Origin of the sequence: Pedobacter sp. 22226 (assembly GCF_052045455.1) — a bacterium.
GTDB classification, from domain to species: Bacteria; Bacteroidota; Bacteroidia; order Sphingobacteriales; family Sphingobacteriaceae; genus Pedobacter; species Pedobacter jeongneungensis.
The window spans coordinates 53405-73123 of the sequence record NZ_JBQEPB010000004.1 but is presented as its reverse complement, the minus strand read 5'-3'; the positions used below and the strand labels follow the sequence as shown (position 1 = coordinate 73123).

The window sequence follows — 19719 nt, the reverse complement described above, 5'->3', positions numbered from 1 at the left end:
CTTTTGTGCTAAAAATTATTGAATAAGACCGAAATAAACTGCAATCGGCATGGCCGCGAAAAGGATCGAAATAATAATCGAATACCAAACGCCTGCTCCTTTAATAATACCATTATATTTTGAGTGGTTCCAGCCCATTGTCTGGAAAGCTGAAGCAAAACCATGTAACAGGTGATAACACAAAGAAAACATGGCTAAAATATATACGGCAACCCTTACCGGATCCTGAAATTTCTCTTTCATCACGGCATAAAGGTCTTCGTGCCCGTTGGCATCAACTGTCGGGATTCCGGTAAAACGCGAAACTACCCAGAAATCTTTCAGGTGAACCACCAAAAAGATCAGCAAAAGTGTACCCAATAAGCCCATAGAACGGCTATACCATTTACTGTTTGCTTTACCATCGTTTACGGCATATTTAACTGGTCTGGCTTTTTGATTTTCCAACGTTAAACGTAACGCCTGAAAAATGTGCGCAAGTAAACCAATAAACAACACAATCTCGCCCGCCCGGATAATCCAGTTAGTGGCCATAAAATGTGCGCCTACATTAAAAGTCAAACCACCGTCGTTAATAAATATTAAAGCATTAATACCGCAGTGTACAATTAAAAAAAGTATCAGGAACAAACCTGTAATACCCATGATGAATTTCTTCCCTATTGATGAAGAAAATGCATTTCCGAAACCACTCATTTGATTAGGATTTATATCTAAATTTCTTGCAAAAGTATCTAATTATGAGTTTAATTTATAAACGATTATGACAAAACAACGATAAATCATTTATTTAGAAACATTCTAAAGCATAATCGGAAATAATTGAAAGAATATGGGATTATTTATGGTTTCGATATTGAGATTTGAGGTTAAACTAAATCATTTTACCAATCAAATACCATTATCCTTTGGTAGATCTAGTAAACATCCAATCCATCTTACCATTAAGGAATTAAGATCATTAAGAATTTAATAGTCAATTTTTATCTTACTCATCTGGTAAGATTTTAAAATACTCGTTGACTATAGGCACAATGCTTCTAGTGATGTTATCAGTAAAAAAATTGATAAGTAATCCCTGCGGCGCTGAAAGAAGTTTCATATAAGTTTGAAGCTGCGCCTGATGAACTGGCAAGACATTAGTGATTGCTTTTATTTCAACTACAACACAATCGTTAACATACAGATCAGGTCGCAAATCTAAATCCATTGGTAAATCATCATATATTACAGAAAGTGACAACTGTTGAGAAACCTTGTATCCATTTTTTTCCAATTCATATTTCAAACAATGCTCATAAATATGCTCCAGCAAGCCAGGTCCAAGTGCATTGTGAACTTTAATGGCAAAGCCTGTTATTTCGTATGATAATTGCGTAACCTCTTTTTTTGTCATCTCCTTATATTTAAATAATATGCGGCACTAAGGGATGATTAAAGGGTATTATTAAGAAACCGCTTGTTTAGCAACTAAAATAGGAATTTATTTTAACCATGAAAAACTAACTCACTAAATTCCTTACAATTAAGGAGTTAAGGAACATTAAGAAAATCAATTAAATAAGTCTTAATTATCTTAACTTCTTAATGGTGAAACAATATAAATTATAGTTGGGAGTATTTAAGATTGCTTTGTCAACAAAATGATAACTGATGATATTAAAACTTTCCTCCACAAAAAAAGTCCCGATTTGCATCGGGACTTTTTACGATTTATGTGTTCGAGTTTTCTTAAGCTACTTTTACATTTACCGCGTTTAGGCCTTTTCTACCTTCTTCTACATCGTAGTTTACGGTATCATTCTCGCGAATGTTGTCGATTAAGCCTGAAGCATGAACAAAAATTTCGGCATCGCCATTAGATGGAGTGATAAATCCGAAACCTTTAGTTTCATTAAAAAATTTTACTGTTCCTTGTTGCATTATATTGTATTTTAATTTGCTCCAAAGATAGAGTTAAATACCTATAAATCAATTTTTTATTTTTTATTATATAAATATTTGCTAAATATATTGACTATATGCCATTTAAGCGCTATTTAGCCGCCCGATTTAAGCCGTCAATACTCGATGTATCGCCCGGTTTTATCAATAATGCCCGTTCAAAACAGGCCTTCGCCTCGGGTTTTCTGCCTGAAAAAAGCAAGGACCAGCCTAACATATGATTGCCGTCATAATCAAAAGGGTATAAAGCCACCACCTTTGCAAAATATTTAGATGCAGCGGCATATTGTTTTCGGTTGTATATGATAATGCCTGCCCAATAATTGGCTTGTGTATTTTGTGGGTCGATTTTAAGGATATTGTTGTATTGTTCCATCACTTTTTCCCAGCTGCTTAAAAGGGAAAGTGGCTTAATCAGACCAAATTTGGCTTCAACAGCATTGGGCCTGGCATTTATAGCCCTGGTATAATAATTTTGAGATGCGGTATAATTTTTCGCCAGATAATATAACCAGCCGATACGAAGATTGATTTCGTAATTATTTTCAGCATAAAACGGCATTACATCACTAATGGCTTCGGCGTAATTCTTTTTGCTTTCTTCATTGTAACTATTCTGAAAAGCTTTCTGCAAAGCCGCATTGTTTTGGGCACTTACCTCAAAAACAGATAAGCCAAGCATTGCAAATACGGTAAATCGCTTTAAAAATTCCATGTAATGCCTCCGTTTATTGAGTGTTGTAAATAGTTAAATTTAAAAATATTATCAGATTTACGTTCAAATGTATAATTCAAACCTAAAAGTAGGTGGTGTTTTAACAAAAAATAACAATTTCCACCTGCTTTAAACTTCGTTTTATCAAAACCATTGTAAATATACAGGGCATCGGCTTCCGCGTAATTATATTGATTACCTAAAGTAACCACACCCTCCAACCAAAAATTATGAAGGGGCTTAATGCCTAATAACTGCTGAAAAACGACATTATTGGCATCCAATACATTAACAATTGAAAAACGGCTGATGCTGTAAAAATTTAAGTTGCCTGATAAATACTTAACAAACCGTAAATTATACTGTCTTGTTTTTTCATCGCCAATTTGCGACATTACAAAATCTCCCTGTACATTGCTGCCGTTACCGGCATATTTAACCCCACCCAAAACTGCATTATTCTGATAAACCAAATGCCTCAAATTGGATCTCATATAATGATAGGCACCAATAAAGCTAATCCTTTTAGAAGGGGTATAGTTAAGTTTGGCATAATAACCCGGCTGACTGATATTATCATTACGCACGGGCTGATTGTAATACGAAAATGAAGTTGATAAACTCCATTTATAATTTAACCGTATATTAACGAAAGCCCTTGAAAAAGATGAGTTTCCCCGCTCATAAATATTGGTAAACTTTATCCCGCTTTCTGCCCCTGCATCGGTTAATTTAAACGATCGAATCTGTTCTCCCTCAACCCTGTTACTATCTAAATAAGAAGCCAGAAAACCTGCATTTTCACCACGGTTTAAATAAGTATTGCATAAATAAGCGTAATAAAGCGCGATTTGATTGTGTTTATCGTTATCTAAAACTTTATTGTACTGTGCCAAAGCCCCTGTATAATTTTCGCGCACAAAAGAGGCATAAGCAATCCGTAAACGCAACAGCGGAAAATCCTCTCCTTTGTTTAGCGCATCTTTTCCAAACGAAACCAGTTTCTGCCATTCAGAAGCATTAAAAAGGGCCAAAGAAATGCTGTCTGTTTTCTGATAAGAATTTTGTGCTTTACCAACCGTTACTAAAACAATTAAAAGCAGCATAGTTAAACCAAGTTTGTTTGCCATGTTACTTTTAACTTTTTGTTATTTTGTCCGAACTTCATTTCGCTTATTCCTTTGCTATCGAGACAGATTTCAGCGTTTAGAAAAATATGATGATGATTAAAAACCTGTTTTTTAGCCTCAACCTGAATGATTAGTCCATCATTTTTGGGAATGATGTAATTGGAGTAATTGTTGTGGCTGAAAATTAAAAACGGAGCTAAAAGATCCTGAAGCCAAAGCGAGGGTTTAAATCGCTCTATTTCTAAAGCATAATGATCTTCCACTTTGTGCGCAGAATAATCAATTTTGTAGGCTGCCTGATAAAAAAGGAAGAGGATCGATGTTCTGTCGCCATAAAACCTGGTAAAGTAAAATATACTTACATTATTCACAAAATAAGCCACCGCCTGGTTTTCGCGACAGTAAAAATAGGTTGCATTAATATCATCGGTAAATATTTCCCAGGTTTCCTTTTTGCCATTATCGCCTGTTACTACACAAATATAGCCTGGCTGAAAATGAAATGCATTTTTTAAATAAGGGTTAATTTCAGGTTTTTGAATGGTCTCCCCTTCTACGGGAATCTGGAAATATTTTAAAACAGAATTGCTTTCAGAAACGTAGTAAGCAAATGGATAGGCCAGGGTTTTAGAACCGATGTAAGGTGTAGCTTGTACCTGAAAGTGTAAGTGCGGTTCTGGCGAGCGACCGGAGTTGCCACAGAGGCCAATAATATCGCCCTGTTTTACTATATCGCCGGTTTTAACTTTTGTGCTGTTCTTTTTTAAGTGCGAAACTTTGGTATATAAATATTCGGTATGTTTTATAACAATGGTATTTCCCCAGTTTTGCTGCAGGTTCACCTGTCCGATCACATTATCATCAATATGGCTGATTACTTCCTCAACAATCCCATTACCCGCAGCGAGAACAGGTTTATTAAAGCAATAATAATCTTCAGGCTTAATACCCGGCAGTTCGTAACTTTTATCATCAATATCTTTTAACACAAAATCTAACGCATGCTGCCAATCGCCTTTATGGGTAATTTTGCCATCATACCCCTGAGAAACTGTCCACGCGCCCATAAATGGCAAACTCAGGTTAACGAATTTAAAATCTTTAAGTCTTTCTTCACCATTTAAATACTGATAAAGATTAGTTTCGGGCGAGTAATTCTGAAATGCGGTGAGCTGTAATTTTCCAGGATTTTTCCTCAGTATAAAAAAGTATAGCAAACCTATGGTTACTAAACAGAATGGCATGGAGCATACGGGGAGATTGTAAATACCCAGCACCCGCGAAAGGCCATTTAAAACCAGAAAAGTAAAAGGCACGACAACAATTGCCCATCCATAGGAACGCCAGGACGGGATAAGAAAAAAGCCCCCGATAGCACAACTGGCCATCATAAAATTTGCACCAAGATAATAATTGCTTATTCCATCGGGATAGGTTCCGGTGAAGTGGTTAACTAAACATGCGGTAATAAAACCAGCAATTAATAAGCTAAAGCCTATGCGGGAGTGTATCAAAACCCCGATGCTGATTAATATACCTGCTAACACATTATTTTGAAAAAGTACTGCACTTAGCGATCTAAAAAAAAGCAATGCATAACCAGGTATTTTCAAATGATCGAAAAAATAGCAAAGCTTTGTAAAATGAGAGGGGATACTGTTGTTTAGCTCAAACAGTAAGGAACTACTTTTCTGCACTAAACCCATGCCCGGGTAACCATTGGCAGCGATTAAAACCACCCAAAAGGTAATGATAAACGGAATGGAAAGTGGTGGCAAAGCATATTTGCCTAAAAATGATGTCAGATTAACGCTCAACATTACACAAAGCAGGCAGGCGGCAGCCAGCCAAAGCCAAAAAGTAGGGTTGAAATTGAAAAATGTACCAAAGCCAATGCCGAGTAAAAGTGAATTAAAGCTGTATAAACCTGATTTAACGTCTTCTTTATAAAAACCTAAATTATTAACTAAAATCAACGATGCAATTACAGCAATCAATCCAGAAAGGCCCGCATTAAAATTGAACATAGAAACCACAAACAATACCGCACCCAAAATTTTATTCTTCGAAAAGAATAAAATAGCATAACTGTTTAATGCCGAGCTAAGGTAATATTGCAGGTGTTTTTTCAATTTTTGTTTTTAATCTTGGTTATCAAACCTAATGTTTTCAATTAGCATTAGTTGTCAGGCTGAGCCTGTCGAAGCCTCTCAAATTGTTAAATAAAACTTTTGTCCTTCGACAAGCTCAGGATGACATACCTTATTTGTTACCCTTAAGTTAATTATGTTGACAGAAGATTAATTATCTTAAATATTCCGGTACTTCTTCCATCATTTCTAAATAGGCCAATGTTTCAGGTTTTCTGATCAGATGGCTTTTTCCCTGCATATCGATCAGTACTACAGCCGGGCGCATGTTAATAAACTGCATCCATTGCGTCATGTTATAGGCGCCAACTTTATGCACCACCACCTGGTCTCCACGTTCCAGTAGCGGAAGTGTGATGCTCTCTCGTACTACATCAATGTTCATGCAAAGCGGACCGAACAAAACTGTTTCTTCGGTATATTGACCTGCTTCTTTAGCAATACTGATTTTATGATCGTACCAATTGGAGGTGAATAAAATGTTAATTCCAAAGTCGACAATGGTTGCCCTCCTGCCATCGCTCAGGCGTTTATTGGCCAATACACTTCCGATCAAATAACCTGCATCATCAATAAGCACCCTGCCACTTTCTAAAACTAAAAGTGGAAGTTCATCTGCTGCAAAGCCGAAATTTAAAATGGTATTGGTAATGGCTTCTGCAAAATCCTCAACAGATGGAACAGTATCTATTCCCGGTAAATAAGCTCCTTTTAAGGTATTGGTTGAAGGGAAACCTCCGCCTAAATCTAAATATTGAACCGGGTTTAGAAGCTCTGCTTTACAGCGCATGGCCAAATCGCAGAGTTTGGTTGCGGCCACCGAATAAGCTGCAGCTGACAACATAAAGGTGCCGATATGGCAATGCAGGCCAATTAACTCTAAATGATCTGCCGCAACAATTTTGTTGATCGCCGCCCAGGCCTGGCCATTCTCATAATTAAAGCCAAAGCGGTCCCAAATGGGGTAAACACCAGTATCGAAATTAACCCTGATGGCCACTTTTGCGGTTTTATTGATGCGTTTACAGATCTCGATTAACAGGTATAATTCATCATAATGATCGATATGGATGAGTGAATGATTTTCTATGGCTAAGATTAAATCGGCCTCTTTTTTATCTGGTCCGTTAAAGATAATCTGGTTACCAGCCACGCCGTTTCCTAATGCCTTATGGTATTCGAAGCCTGAAACCACTTCTGCCCAGCTTCCCTCCTGATGAAAAATCTTACAAACCGCGTTCAGGTAATTGGTTTTATAGCTCCATGCAAACTGAACCTTTGGATAACGCGTTTTAAATGAACGAACTGCAGCCTGGTAATTGCGCCTGATCTGCTTCTCTGATAAAACAAAAACCGGCGAACCATAATCAGCCACCAAACTTTTAACCGGAACACCATCAATTGCTTCGACGGGATCGAAATCGGTACGTGTACCAAACTTGTTCATTAGCCCGGTATTCATTTTCTTTATGGTTGGTCGTTCGTATTTTTGTTTCATTGTTTTAGCGTTAGTTTTTGTAGTATCGAGTCATGAGGATCAAGTACCAAGATTAAATTGATGCGGGATTAATCGCCTTATACCTTACACCCTAAACCATACACCTTTCTCACAGTTCTCCAAAGGCCGATAGCTTCTGGAATTCTTCTACATCTACAATATTATCCCAGGCGTAACGAATAAACATTTTACCTGATTTATAATCTTTCATTTCCTGTACGGGATTACCTAAGGCTAAATCTACCAAAGCTTTGGGTTGATTCTGACCAGCGGCTGCTGTTAAATATACCCATGCAGGAAAGCGCGGATTTACTTCCATAATGTATAGGGTTCCGTTATCGTCCATCATAATTTCGAGTTCGAAACCGCCTCTCCATCTGGTTGCTTTTGCAAAATCTTTGGCCAGGGTGATCAATTTTTCATCTTCGATGGTAATCCCCGCCCAGGCTTTGCCTTTTTCGGTAATGTAGAGTTTGCGCATCGGGATTACGCTGATGGCATTCCCTTTTCCATCCCCTAAACCCGCAATATTAATTTCGGTTCCCTTTATAAATTTTTGCAGGATAACGGGCAAACCCCATTTGGCATGCAGTTTATGAAAGGCTTTATGTGCATCGGTAATATTCAGTGCAGTGTGTGCTTCATAAAATTTACCTTTCACCATTAACGGAAATCCGAATTTATTGGCGATGTTATCAATCTCCGAAGCTGTAAAAATCACTTCGTCAGCAGGTACATTAAACTGATTTTTCTTTCCAAACTCACCAAGGTTAACTTTTTCTCTTTGCGCCAGCTGCTGATGTGTGGGCAAAAAGGTATGGATTCCCATTTGGAGCAAATCAGGTTCTATTTTTATAAAATTATATAGTTCGGCATCAAAATTCGGGATCAATACGTCAATCTTTTCAATTTCCTGAATTTCTTTTATACGTTCTTTTAATGCACCGGTTCCGGCAGTTGGGTAAGGAATACGGTAGGTTTTATCTACCTGATTCCTTAAATAAATTGCCGGTTCCAAAGTTTCGTAAGCCAAACCTATAATCCGCAAATTTTCTCCAAAGCCAGCACGCAATGCCCGTATAACCGCCAGCCCGGGGCCGGGATTATCGTTTGCATTTAAACCTGTAACCGCTATGTTAAGGTTTTTGCCTTTATTCAGATCCTGAGAAACGTACATGATTAGCTTTTCTTTTTTGGGTTACAAATCTAACAGATTCGCTTCCTTTAACTGTAACATATAATCATCCCAATCCCTTTCGAGCTGATTCGATTCTACTTCGTATTGGTCCAGTATTTTCTTTTTGATTTCCGCCTCACTCCTGCCCGATTTCATATAACCTAAAATTTCGGCAGCAATAGCATTACTGGTAAATGAATCGCCTGTGGCAGGATTGAAAATAAACCCGTTTTCGCTGGTAGCAATATTCGCTTTTAACTTCATATTCCTTTTTGCTGATTGATGAAACCGCTATATGCATCGCCGATTGGCAATTCGGCATGGTTGAGGTGCACTTTTCTGTTGTGTATTGATTTTATTTTGCCCAGTGCCGCAATAAAGCTCCGGTGAACACGCGCAAACTGATCTTCAGGCAACTTCTCTAAAACTTTTTTCATCGTCATCAACGTTAAAACAGGTTTATCGATATTGGTGAGGTAAATTTTAAGGTAATCGCCCATACTTTCGATGTATTCGATATCTCGGAGCAAAATTTTGATCATTTTATACTCCGAATACACATAAATACTTTCATCGCTGGTATTTTCCTGGGTAGCATTTTTGTATTTATGATAATCGACAGCTTTTTCTACCGCAGCGGTAAAACGTTGAAAATCGATGGGTTTCAGCAGATAATCTATGGCCTGTAACTCATAACTTTCGAAGGCATAATTACGGTAGGCCGTGGTAAAAATAATCATCGGACTGTTTACCAGACTCCGCACCAGTTCTACACCGGTAATATCGGGCATGTTAACGTCAACAAAAAGCAGGTCGACAGGGGTTTGCTTCAGGTATTCGGCACCCGAAAGTGCATCTTCAAAAACCTGCACCAACTGGAGATCAGGGAACCGCGATACATACGTTTTGATGAGCTCTAGTGCCAGTGGCTCATCATCAATAGCTACACATTTTAAGGCCATAGTAATCTGTTAATTTAGCAATCTACACAAAGTTTAACGGTAAACATGCTGCCGGTATTTTCTATATCCAGGCGGTGCTTTTGAGGATATAGATGCGATAACCTTTGGCGGGTGTTCGCAATACCAATTCCCGAACGTTCTAAATTAGACTTGTGGTTATAAATTTTATTCTGACATGAAAAGTCAATTCTTTCGGTATCAATGCTCAAATTGATATTGATTACCGTTTTTTCTTTTTTAGTTACACCATATTTAAAAGCATTTTCGATGAAAGTCATGAAAATGAGCGGTGCAATTTTTTTCCCATCGGGTTTGCCCTGAACATTAAAATTGATCTCTGCATCAGCACCCAGCCTTAAACGTTGCAGCTCGATATAATCGCGTACACAATCGATTTCATCCTTTAGCATCACGAAATTCTGTGTTACATCATCTGTTACGTAGCGCATAATGTTAGATAACTTCATGATACTTTCTGATGTGTGTTCACTGTTAATCACCGATTGGGTATAAATATTATTGAGGGTATTAAACAGGAAGTGGGGATTGATCTGCGCCTTGAGGAAAGAGAGTTCGGCAGTAGCTTTTTCGGCCTCAGCTTTTACCACTTTCGATTCGGCCGTTTGCCAGCGCTGTACGGTACTGGTAGCAATACTCAACCCCATAATCATAAAAAAAATAAAAAGACTGATTACATCGATATTCATGGGTTGGTGCAGTTCCAGAATCCCGTCGGGCTTTTTTAAATTTGGATCCTGCATCCTTAAATCCTCATTCGGCAGTGGACCAAAAGGCATTTCTACATTAGGGCCAACATCAGGATCTTTGCCAGGCTGTAAGGATTGATTTAAACCTTTAGGCTGTTTATTGGGCGGACCATTTAATGCAGCCATTACACTTTTGTTGTGCCCGAGTAAATTATCATAGGGTTGTGCATAATACACAAAACTAAAGAGCAATAACACCACTGCAATATAAATTACATGCCGTTTTTTAAACATCAAACGTGGCACTAAAACCAATGCGTTGAAATAAAACATGAGCATGTAAGTACCACAGAAAAGCCAGTAATAAGGAGATGCAAGCAACAAAAAACTACTTTGCCCCGATTGTTCGTTATTGATGAACAACAGTGGAAAAGTGAGAAATAAAAGCCAACCTGCCACATGGATGATGAAGGTTGGGGTTTTAAATTGCTGCATGCTACAAATTAATGATATTTTTTCTGGCTATCTGATCAAAAATGAATGCTAAATTTAATTATAAACCAGACTTTCGTGCTGCTCGTAATTTACAATCAGGTTTTCTGTAACTTTAACCATCAGGGTTTCATTTTCTTTGCCCTCATAACTTAAAATCATTAAATCACCTATCATTTCGTGCAATATCAGCTTAGGACTGGTATAGGTAATGGAAACGACGTGAGCGCCCTTGTTTAAAAGATCTGAACTGCAAAGGTGTAATTCGGCCCAATCAAAAAGCATCGGACGGTCTTCAAGATCATTTAGCACCGGCATTTTATGATTTAAAGCAGCGATGCTGTTTATGATGGCGTATTGAAGCTTCTGATGTAAGGTACTGGCTTTTCCGTTGGCATGTTGCATCTGCGAAAAAGTGTGGAGGTGATGATCTAAACTATATATTTTTGATTTTTTTTGAAATTCTTTGTAGGTATCGTGGAATATCCGCCTTTCAAAATCGGTTCTGCACATGAAATTGAAATATTGTTTTACGCTGAGGTTGATGTGAGCTAAAGCCATAATATTCGGTTTTGGTTGCTGATTCAAATATGGAACAATAAAAAAATTTAATTTATAAAGTATCGGTAAACACTGATTATCAATCGGTAAATGGCGAAACTAAATCTCGATTATGAAAAACGGATGAATATTGCTTTGCGTATGAGAAAGGGACCTGAGAAGCAAAGATTTAAGGTATTTTAACAAATAGGACTGTCATTCTGAACGCTGTGAAGAGCCTCTGCACAATGAAATACAGAACCTGAACAAATTAATGCATTTGCTTCACTAGCATTGCATCCGCGGCAAAAAAATATAACGCGATGGTCTGTGGGATACAGGCCATGGATTAAGAAAGACCATTCGACTACCCTCAGGGTGACAAACGTTGAGATTTATCTGTTTCCATCTGTGGTAAAAAAAGCATGATGATTTGTGGGGACACAAACCATGGGTTTCAATTTTTTAAAAACAGTTTAATTGCCAGCAGGTTATTACTATACAAAACATTTATAACCAAAAATATTTAATAATATGGAAACGAGAAACAACCATGGCTTAATTCAGGCTTTGCTAGATTGCGCTTTAGCATGCGAACATTGTGCATCATCATGCTTGAAGGAAGAAGATATCAACATGATGATCGATTGCATTAAACTGGATCGGGATTGTGCCGATATCTGCACGCAGGCAGCAAGGTTACTACAGCGCGATTCGGTGATAGCGCATCAATATCTATTGCTCTGTGAAGAAATATGCAGACTTTGTGCAGAAGAATGCGGTAAACATGATCACGAACATTGCAGACAGTGTGCAGTAGCCTGCGAAGAATGTGCTGAAGCCTGCCACGCCAACCACGAACCAATTAATCAGGACTAAAAAAAAGCCTTCCGATTTAAAATCGGGAGGCTTCCTCAAAAATTTATTCTAATTAATTATTGAGCAGGGAAACTGTAGTTATATGAACCTTGCTCGCCAACACCAGAGATACTTACCATGTTGTTTCTGCCTAATGGCAATGCTTTTTGAACATCAGCCACAGAATTTACCGGTTGTCCGTTTACTTTGGTGATGATTAAACCTTTTTCTACACCAATGTTATCAAAAGCTTTTCCGGTGGTAACAGAAGTTACTACCACACCACTGTTAATGCCATATTTCGATTTCTGTGCCTGGCTGGCAGGAGCAAAAGTTGCACCCAATTTACCTACCTCAACACTTTTGCTTGCTGCGTTATTAGCCGTTAAACCTACGCTGGCTTCGCCTTTAAGGGTAACAGTATAATCTTTTAAAGCACCATCACGCAATACCGTTAATTTAACTTTATCGCCAGGGTTTAAACGACCCACTCTTTCCTGAAGATCAGGTGAATCATTGATTACCACACCATCAACTTTTTTGATTACGTCGCCTGATTTAATACCTGCCGCAGCAGCACCGCCACCAGCAACCACATCATTTACATATAAACCACTAATTTCGTTGGTTTTAATGCCTTCAGGTTTTTCTTCACCGCTTAATGGCACGAAGTTAACACCAATATAACCACGTTTAACTGAACCGTATTTCATAAAATCGTCAACAATTTTACGCGCAAGGTTAACTGGAATTGCAAATCCATAACCCTGGTTATAACCGCTTTGCGAAGCAATTGCAGAGTTAATACCTACCAGTTCGCCATTTGCATTTACCAAAGCACCACCGCTATTACCCGGGTTAATTGCTGCATCTGTCTGGATAAATGATTCGATACTGGTATTAGCCGGACGATCTGGTCTTTTACCCGTACGCTGATATTCGCGGTATTCTTCTTCAGTAATTTCATTGCCTTGTTGCTCGCGACCAATAATACCGATGCTACGGTTTTTAGCGCTTACAATACCAGCAGTTACGGTTGTATTTAAATCTAAAGGGAAACCAACGGCTAAAACCCACTCTCCTACCTGTACATTATCAGAGTTACCCATTTTCACCACAGGTAAACCTGTTGCATTTACTTTTATTAAAGCTAAATCTGTATTCGGATCGCGACCGATTACTTTTGCCTCTACCTTACGTCTGTCGGTTAACACAACCTCTACTTTTTCCGCATTTTCTACGACGTGGTTGTTGGTTACAATATAACCATCCTGACTGATAATTACACCAGATCCTGACGCTGCCCTGGGCTGACGCTGCATCTGGCGGCCACCGCCACCGAAGAAATCTTCCATCATGTCAAAAGGAGAAGAAGAACCCTGACCTTTTGATGCGGCGTAAGTTGTTTTAATGTGAACCACACCTGGTGCAACTGCTGCTGCTGCCTGTGTAAAATCGGTAGCACCTGCTGATGTTACTTTTAACGGATTATTGGCGAAATACAAGTTCTGTTTTTCAGTAATGGTACTGCCAGTTTGGTTACGCTCAAATAGTTTGTAACCTCCAATTGCTGCTGCCCCACCTATAAAAGCAGCTAACACGGTAATTCCTAATATTTTTTTCATGTGTTTGTATATATTTTTTTTTAAAGCCATGAAATTATAAGCCAGTTTGCTAGCTAATTGTTTAGCTTATAATGTTCATTTGTTAAATGTTATTGTTTGCAGGAGCGTTTTCACTTTGATTTAAGCAGGATGCTCCGGCAGTTTTTATCTGCTCAAATTTTCTTTAGTAAGTTTATTCAAATTTAATACCATATAAACGATATTTGTATCCTCAAAGCACTTAGTTTTGTGTTAAAAAATGTTAAATTAAAAAACACAATCCGCTTATTACCTTTTGCAACTCAAATATTGCATTAAAAAATGAAGCTTTCATGAAAATTAATTTTTATAAATACCAGGGCGCAGGCAACGATTTTATTTTAATAGACCACACCGCAAGTCCGTTAAAAAATATTGACACTCAATTAGTTGAACAATTATGCCATAGAAGATTTGGCATTGGTGCCGATGGATTAATGTTCATTACAAAGCATGAGGATTATGATTTTGAGATGCATTATTTTAATGCTGACGGCAAATTGGGCAGCATGTGCGGAAACGGCGGAAGATGCATTGTGGCCTTTGCCAAACAACTCGGTATTATTGATCGCGAAACCAACTTTTTGGCAGTAGACGGGCCTCATTATGCCAGAATTTCAGAAAATGGCGAATGGGTTGATTTGCAAATGATTGATGTAGATAACATTACCAGAGATGGCGAAGCTTATATACTCAATACAGGCTCGCCACATTATGTTGCTTTACACAGTGATTTAAAAGACCTTGATGTTTTTCATGAAGGGAAAAGTATCCGTTATAATGCAACTTATGCAGAAAAAGGGATAAATGTAAATTTTGTAGAAGATAAAGGCGATCATCTGTTTGTGCGCACTTACGAGCGTGGCGTTGAAGATGAAACTTATGCCTGTGGCACAGGCGTAACAGCAGTTGCCATGGCTATTGCAAAACATAAAAACCAGACCGGCCACATTAAAACCGACATTAAAGTTTTGGGTGGCGATATTAAAATAGAATTCGATTACGACGGCCAAGCATTTACCAATGTATTTTTATGCGGACCAGCAAAACTGGTTTTTGAAGGAGAAGTAGAATAATCTTTTTATAAGCCTCGTGGGTTTTTGCAACCCGCCGGGGTTGGTTATGACCTCTCGTGTAAAATATACACCATCCACGCCTTTTGTTTGCTAAAATAAACAGGATTAATCGTTTAAAAAATGGTTCATAACAACCAGTTTTAACACCATTTAACATCTGTCGCAAGATATTTACACATTCATTTCGGGCGAGAAATACAACGTAAAAAACTAAAAAACAGCATTTTAAAGCAAAAAGATCATGTTTTGAAGCATAAAATAAATCAATCGATTGATTAAATGACAGAATTTGGACAGATTTATTTTTTTTTAGGCTCTATTTTTGGGCAATTATCAGCGGAAATCGAAGTCCCTAAATTTTGACTACGCTCTTAATTCCGGAAATTTAAATTTATACACACACAGAAATAGTCCATGAGAAAAGTAACAACTCTCTTTTTTAGCATGAGCATGGGTATGCTCTTAGCATCCTGCGGAAACAACGATGCTGCTAAAAAAGCCGCAGCTGCAGCAGCAGCTGGTCCACAAGCTTACCCGGTTTTTACCGTAAATACACAAAACACCACTTTAGATTCTGATTATCCGGCAACGATTGAAGGTATCCAAAATATCGACATCCGTCCGAAAGTAGATGGCTTTATTGAAAAGATTTTTGTAGATGAGGGTGCGGTAGTTAAAAAAGGCCAGTTACTTTTCACCATTAATGCACCTCAGTACGAGCAGCAGGTACGTACAGCAAGAGCGGCTATCAGCAGTGCAGAAGCTGATGTAAATGCAGCTCAGTTAACGGTAAACAAAACCAGGCCGTTGGTAGAAAAAGACATCATCAGCAAATACGATCTTGATGCTGCCCAGTTAACATTGCAAAGCAGGAAAGCAGCTTTGGCACAGGCAAAAGCCGAATTGGTAAATGCACAGGTTAATTTAGGTTATACCTCTGTTAAAAGCCCGGTTGATGGCGTAGTGGGCAGTATTCCTTTCAGAAACGGAAGTTTGGTAAGCAGTACCAGCACACAACCATTAACAACAGTTTCTAATACTTCAAAGGTTTATGCTTACTTCTCTTTAAATGAGAAACAACTTTTAGATTTTTCTAAAACCTATAAAGGAAATACATTGGCCGAGCAGATGAAAAACATCCCTGCAGTAAGCCTGGTACTTGCCGATGGAACAATTTATGCGCAAAATGGTAAAATCGAATCCATCAACGGACAGATTAACACCAGCACAGGTTCTGCAAGTTTAAGGGCAACTTTCCCCAACCCTACTTCTTTACTAAAAAATGGTGCAAGTGCTTCGGTAAGGATTCCACAACACATCGATAATGCAATTTTAGTCCCTCAAAAATCAACAATCGATTTACAGGGAAAGAAATTCGTTTATGTTTTGGGCGATTCTGCTAAAACCATCAACACTGAAATTCAGGTAATGGATTTGGCCAAAGGCAAATTCTATGTAGTAACTAAAGGATTAAAAGCTGGTGATAAAGTTGTTCTTGAAGGTTTCCAATCGTTAAAAGACGGAACGAAAATCAAGCCTGAAGAAAAAAGTGCCGATTCAGTTTATGCTGACATCAAGAAATAACAATATAATCTTGCCAATCACACTCTATTGTAGTGTAATCAATATTAATTATGTTTAAGAAATTTATAGAAAGACCGGTTTTATCAACGGTTATATCCATCATCATCGTAATACTCGGTGTTTTAGGTTTAGCTACGTTGCCGGTTTCACAATATCCTGAAATTGCGCCACCAACGGTGCAGGTTTCTACTTCATACCAGGGGGCCAATGCCGATGTGGTAATGAACAGCGTTGTTGTTCCGCTGGAAGAGCAGATAAATGGTGTGGAAGACATGACCTACATGACTTCTACCGCAAGTAACGATGGTACCGCAACCATTACGGTAAACTTTAAACTGGGTACCAACCCCGATTTAGCAGCGGTAAACGTACAGAACAGGGTTGCCCGTGCTACCAGTTTATTACCTGCAGAGGTAACCAAATCGGGGGTAATTACGGCTAAAAGACAGGCGAGTAATGTACTGATTTTTGGTTTGTATAGCGATGATCCTTCTTACGACCAGAAATTTTTGCAGAACTACGCAAACATTAACATCATTCCACAGATTAAACGTATTAATGGTGTAGGTGATGCAAGTGCATTCGGAACGTTAGATTATACCATGCGTATCTGGTTAAAGCCTGATGTGATGGCAACTTACGGTTTGGTGCCGAATGACATTAACGTAGCGCTTGCTGATCAGAACGTGGAGGCTGCTCCGGGTCAGTTTGGAGAGCTTGGCGATCAGGCATTTCAATACACCTTAAAATATACGGGCAGGTTAAAAGATGAGGCTCAATTTGGCAACATCATTATCCGCACTACTGATAACGGCCAGATTTTGCGTTTAAAAGATATTGCAAGGATCGAATTAGGTGCGCAGAGTTATGCCAGTTCGGTTAAATTTAACGGAAAACAGGCCTTGGGTATCGCGATTAACCAAACAGCAGGTTCGAATGCAAAAGAAGTAATCGAAAACTCGATCAAAACACTTGATGAAGCTCAAAAATCTTTCCCAAAAGGCGTTCACTACTCAACTTTGGTTAACGTAAATGACTTTTTGGATGCATCAATTGAAAAAGTGCTTCACACCTTAATTGAAGCATTTATTTTGGTGTTCTTAGTGGTATTTATCTTCTTACAGGATTTCCGTTCAACCCTGATCCCGGCAATCAGCGTGCCGGTGGCCATTATAGGAACGTTCTTCTTCCTGAGTTTATTTGGATTTACCATCAACTTACTAACCTTATTTGCCCTCGTACTGGCCATTGGTATTGTGGTGGATGATGCGATTGTGGTAGTTGAGGCCGTGCACGCCAAGCTGGATGAAGGTTATACCGACGCCAGAAAAGCAACTATTGATGCGATGGACGATATTAGCGGAGCGATTATTTCGATCACTTTGGTAATGGCTGCGGTATTTATTCCCGTGAGTTTTATCTCCGGATCATCAGGTGTATTTTATAAGCAATTCGGTTTAACACTGGCTATTTCCATCATCTTATCAGCCATTAACGCCTTAACTTTAAGTCCGGCACTATGTGCTTTATTCTTAAAACCTCACAAAGAAGAACACGAAAAATCTAAAAACTTTTTAAACCGTTTTTACGATGCTTTCAATACTTCATTTGATGCGGTAACCGGAAAATACAAAAAATCGGTAGGCTTCCTGTCCCGTAAAAAATGGATTGTTGGTTTGGCCATTGCCTTCTTTGCTGTTGTGTTGGTTTGGACGATGAATACCACACCAAAAGGTTTCGTACCGAATGAGGATTTGGGAACGATCATGAGTGATATCTCATTACCAGCAGGAACCTCGCAAGAGGAAACCAGTATTGTAATTGCAAAAATCGACAGTATCGCACACAAAATACCTGAAATCAAAAATACTTTGAGGGTTGTGGGCCGTAGTATGATTAGTGGTTCGGGTAGTTCGTACGGGATGGTAATTTCGCGTTTAACCCCTTGGGATGAACGTAAAGGCCGTGATGTAAAAACAATTATCGGCGAACTATTTGCCAAAACAGCAGGCATTAAAGGCGCTAAAATTATTTTCTTTGCGCCGCCAACCATTCAGGGTTTTGGTACCAGCGGTGGTTTTGAGTTTCAGTTGCAGGATAAAACCGGTGGCGATATTAAAAAATTCAACGAAATTGGAAACGGATTTTTAGCGGCATTGAGTAAACGTCCGGAGATTCAATATGCTTCTACCTCTTTTAACCCGAATTTTCCGCAATATCAGATTGATGTTAATGTGGCAAAGGTTAAACAGGCCGGCTTAACGGTTAGTGATGTTTTAGGCGTAATGCAGGGCTACTATGGTGGTGTTTATGCATCAAACTTTAATAAATTCGGTAAACAATTCAGGGTAATGTTCCAGGCAGATGCCCAGTACCGTGCAAATGAACAAACCTTAACGCGTATTTTTGTCAGGAATTCGTCGGGCGGTATGGCTCCGGTTTCAGAGTTTATTACTTTAACCAAAGTGTACGGACCACAGGCTATTTCGCGTTTCAACTTGTTTACTTCAATTTCGGTAACAGGTAACCCTAATCCGGGTTATAGCTCTGGTGATGCCCTGAAAGCTGTTCAGGAGGAAGCGGCTAAAAACCTTCCGGCAGGATATGGATATGAATTTTCAGGTTTATCACGTGAAGAGATGGCCGGCGGAAGTCAAACCGTTTTCATCTTTTTACTGTGCGTAATCTTTGTTTATTTCTTACTTGCTGCACAGTATGAGAGTTATATTTTACCATTAGCCGTTTTATTCTCGCTACCGGTTGGTTTGGCAGGTGTATTCGTTTTCGATAAGATTTTCGGGGTGGATAACAACATTTATACGCAGATTACCCTGATCATGCTTGTGGGACTACTCGCCAAGAACGCCATTTTGATTGTAGAATATGCGGTGGATAGAAGAAGAAAAGGCATGAGTATTGCCAATGCGGCAATTGATGGTGCAACCGCACGTTTACGTCCGATTTTGATGACTTCTTTTGCTTTTATCTTGGGATTATTGCCATTGATGTTATCTTCAGGTGTTGGTGCCGCAGGTAATACCTCAATTGGTACAGGTGCAGTTGGCGGTATGTTAATTGGTACAATATTCGGGGTTTTCGTAATCCCTGCCCTCTTTATCATATTCCAATCCTTACAGGAGCGCATCAGTAATAAATCACCTTTTAACGAAGGCATCGATCATGAACAAACGCCGGAGGAATATGAATTGGCTACTGCGAACAGCAAACATTAATATTAAGAAA

General features: G+C 38.7%; 17 protein-coding genes. 4 read left to right on the top strand and 13 right to left on the bottom strand.

Annotation, left to right across the window (positions count from 1 at the left end):
- Positions 1-15 precede the first annotated feature (15 nt).
- The 12 genes from ACTJKC_RS09845 to ACTJKC_RS09790 all read right to left on the bottom strand — a co-directional run bounded on the left by ACTJKC_RS09845 (position 16) and on the right by ACTJKC_RS09790 (position 11336).
- Positions 16-696, bottom strand: coding sequence for a succinate dehydrogenase cytochrome b subunit (locus ACTJKC_RS09845; RefSeq protein ID WP_406825002.1), 681 nt, complete (start codon positions 694-696; stop codon positions 16-18).
- Positions 697-988: 292 nt separating this feature from the next.
- Positions 989-1396 carry a GxxExxY protein gene (locus tag ACTJKC_RS09840; protein WP_440791503.1) on the bottom strand — a complete coding sequence of 136 codons (408 nt, stop codon included), beginning with the start codon at positions 1394-1396 and terminating at the stop codon, positions 989-991.
- A gap of 335 nt (positions 1397-1731) precedes the next feature.
- The gene (locus ACTJKC_RS09835; RefSeq protein WP_010599638.1) at positions 1732-1923 is read right to left on the bottom strand and encodes a cold-shock protein; all 192 of its coding nucleotides are present in this window, start codon (positions 1921-1923) and stop codon (positions 1732-1734) included.
- A 112-nt stretch (positions 1924-2035) separates the two neighbouring features.
- Positions 2036-2659 (bottom strand): tetratricopeptide repeat protein, encoded by a 624-nt coding sequence (locus ACTJKC_RS09830; RefSeq protein WP_344852227.1) that lies wholly within the window; start codon positions 2657-2659, stop codon positions 2036-2038.
- Entirely contained in the window at positions 2647-3789 is a 1143-nt protein-coding gene (locus ACTJKC_RS09825; protein WP_440791500.1) for a hypothetical protein, read from the bottom strand. Before ACTJKC_RS09825 ends, ACTJKC_RS09830 begins: the two co-directional genes overlap by 13 nt.
- Positions 3768-5921 (bottom strand): urea transporter, encoded by a 2154-nt coding sequence (locus tag ACTJKC_RS09820; protein ID WP_440791498.1) that lies wholly within the window; start codon positions 5919-5921, stop codon positions 3768-3770. Before ACTJKC_RS09820 ends, ACTJKC_RS09825 begins: the two co-directional genes overlap by 22 nt.
- Positions 5922-6093: 172 nt before the next feature.
- Positions 6094-7437 carry a hypothetical protein gene (locus ACTJKC_RS09815; RefSeq protein ID WP_440791496.1) on the bottom strand — a complete coding sequence of 448 codons (1344 nt, stop codon included), beginning with the start codon at positions 7435-7437 and terminating at the stop codon, positions 6094-6096.
- Between the two features lie 109 nt (positions 7438-7546).
- Entirely contained in the window at positions 7547-8614 is a 1068-nt protein-coding gene (locus ACTJKC_RS09810) for an ATP-grasp domain-containing protein (protein ID WP_440791494.1), read from the bottom strand.
- A gap of 21 nt (positions 8615-8635) precedes the next feature.
- The gene (locus tag ACTJKC_RS09805; protein ID WP_440791492.1) at positions 8636-8878 is read right to left on the bottom strand and encodes a PqqD family protein; all 243 of its coding nucleotides are present in this window, start codon (positions 8876-8878) and stop codon (positions 8636-8638) included.
- Complete coding sequence (locus ACTJKC_RS09800) at positions 8875-9576, bottom strand: LytR/AlgR family response regulator transcription factor (RefSeq protein ID WP_440791490.1); 702 nt, start codon at positions 9574-9576, stop codon at positions 8875-8877. Before ACTJKC_RS09800 ends, ACTJKC_RS09805 begins: the two co-directional genes overlap by 4 nt.
- 14 nt (positions 9577-9590) lie before the next feature.
- Positions 9591-10778, bottom strand: a complete 1188-nt coding sequence (locus ACTJKC_RS09795) for a sensor histidine kinase (protein ID WP_440791488.1) — start codon at positions 10776-10778, stop codon at positions 9591-9593.
- A 54-nt stretch (positions 10779-10832) separates the two neighbouring features.
- The gene (locus ACTJKC_RS09790) at positions 10833-11336 is read right to left on the bottom strand and encodes a hypothetical protein (RefSeq protein ID WP_440791486.1); all 504 of its coding nucleotides are present in this window, start codon (positions 11334-11336) and stop codon (positions 10833-10835) included.
- Between the two features lie 513 nt (positions 11337-11849).
- Between ACTJKC_RS09790 and ACTJKC_RS09785 the strand changes: the two genes are divergently transcribed.
- On the top strand, positions 11850-12194 hold the full coding sequence (locus ACTJKC_RS09785; protein WP_344852236.1) for a four-helix bundle copper-binding protein: 345 nt from the start codon (positions 11850-11852) through the stop codon (positions 12192-12194).
- 56 nt (positions 12195-12250) lie between these two features.
- Here the strand turns inward: ACTJKC_RS09785 and ACTJKC_RS09780 are convergent, their stop codons facing one another.
- A complete protein-coding gene (locus ACTJKC_RS09780) occupies positions 12251-13798 on the bottom strand; it encodes a trypsin-like peptidase domain-containing protein (RefSeq protein ID WP_025143326.1) in 1548 nt (515 codons plus the stop codon).
- A 311-nt stretch (positions 13799-14109) separates the two neighbouring features.
- Between ACTJKC_RS09780 and dapF the strand changes: the two genes are divergently transcribed.
- The 3 genes from dapF to ACTJKC_RS09765 all read left to right on the top strand — a co-directional run bounded on the left by dapF (position 14110) and on the right by ACTJKC_RS09765 (position 19709).
- Positions 14110-14892 (top strand): diaminopimelate epimerase, encoded by a 783-nt coding sequence (dapF, locus tag ACTJKC_RS09775; RefSeq protein ID WP_440791483.1) that lies wholly within the window; start codon positions 14110-14112, stop codon positions 14890-14892.
- A 414-nt stretch (positions 14893-15306) separates the two neighbouring features.
- Entirely contained in the window at positions 15307-16476 is a 1170-nt protein-coding gene (locus tag ACTJKC_RS09770; RefSeq protein WP_344852238.1) for an efflux RND transporter periplasmic adaptor subunit, read from the top strand.
- 50 nt (positions 16477-16526) lie between these two features.
- Complete coding sequence (locus tag ACTJKC_RS09765) at positions 16527-19709, top strand: efflux RND transporter permease subunit (RefSeq protein WP_344852239.1); 3183 nt, start codon at positions 16527-16529, stop codon at positions 19707-19709.
- The last annotated feature ends 10 nt before the right edge of the window (positions 19710-19719 follow it).

Bases quoted from the DNA above. Each gene is read 5' to 3' on its own strand.
- ACTJKC_RS09770 (WP_344852238.1), top strand. From the start codon at position 15,307: ATGAGAAAAGTAACAACTCTCTTTTTTAGCATGAGCATGGGTATGCTC.
- ACTJKC_RS09765 (WP_344852239.1), top strand. From the start codon at position 16,527: ATGTTTAAGAAATTTATAGAAAGACCGGTTTTATCAACGGTTATATCC.
- ACTJKC_RS09825 (WP_440791500.1), bottom strand. From the start codon at position 3,789: ATGGCAAACAAACTTGGTTTAACTATGCTGCTTTTAATTGTTTTAGTA.
- ACTJKC_RS09830 (WP_344852227.1), bottom strand. From the start codon at position 2,659: ATGGAATTTTTAAAGCGATTTACCGTATTTGCAATGCTTGGCTTATCT.
- ACTJKC_RS09790 (WP_440791486.1), bottom strand. From the start codon at position 11,336: ATGGCTTTAGCTCACATCAACCTCAGCGTAAAACAATATTTCAATTTC.
- ACTJKC_RS09845 (WP_406825002.1), bottom strand. From the start codon at position 696: ATGAGTGGTTTCGGAAATGCATTTTCTTCATCAATAGGGAAGAAATTC.
- ACTJKC_RS09840 (WP_440791503.1), bottom strand. From the start codon at position 1,396: ATGACAAAAAAAGAGGTTACGCAATTATCATACGAAATAACAGGCTTT.
- ACTJKC_RS09815 (WP_440791496.1), bottom strand. From the start codon at position 7,437: ATGAAACAAAAATACGAACGACCAACCATAAAGAAAATGAATACCGGG.
- ACTJKC_RS09805 (WP_440791492.1), bottom strand. From the start codon at position 8,878: ATGAAGTTAAAAGCGAATATTGCTACCAGCGAAAACGGGTTTATTTTC.
- dapF (WP_440791483.1), top strand. From the start codon at position 14,110: ATGAAAATTAATTTTTATAAATACCAGGGCGCAGGCAACGATTTTATT.
- ACTJKC_RS09835 (WP_010599638.1), bottom strand. From the start codon at position 1,923: ATGCAACAAGGAACAGTAAAATTTTTTAATGAAACTAAAGGTTTCGGA.
- ACTJKC_RS09785 (WP_344852236.1), top strand. From the start codon at position 11,850: ATGGAAACGAGAAACAACCATGGCTTAATTCAGGCTTTGCTAGATTGC.
- ACTJKC_RS09810 (WP_440791494.1), bottom strand. From the start codon at position 8,614: ATGTACGTTTCTCAGGATCTGAATAAAGGCAAAAACCTTAACATAGCG.
- ACTJKC_RS09780 (WP_025143326.1), bottom strand. From the start codon at position 13,798: ATGAAAAAAATATTAGGAATTACCGTGTTAGCTGCTTTTATAGGTGGG.
- ACTJKC_RS09795 (WP_440791488.1), bottom strand. From the start codon at position 10,778: ATGCAGCAATTTAAAACCCCAACCTTCATCATCCATGTGGCAGGTTGG.
- ACTJKC_RS09800 (WP_440791490.1), bottom strand. From the start codon at position 9,576: ATGGCCTTAAAATGTGTAGCTATTGATGATGAGCCACTGGCACTAGAG.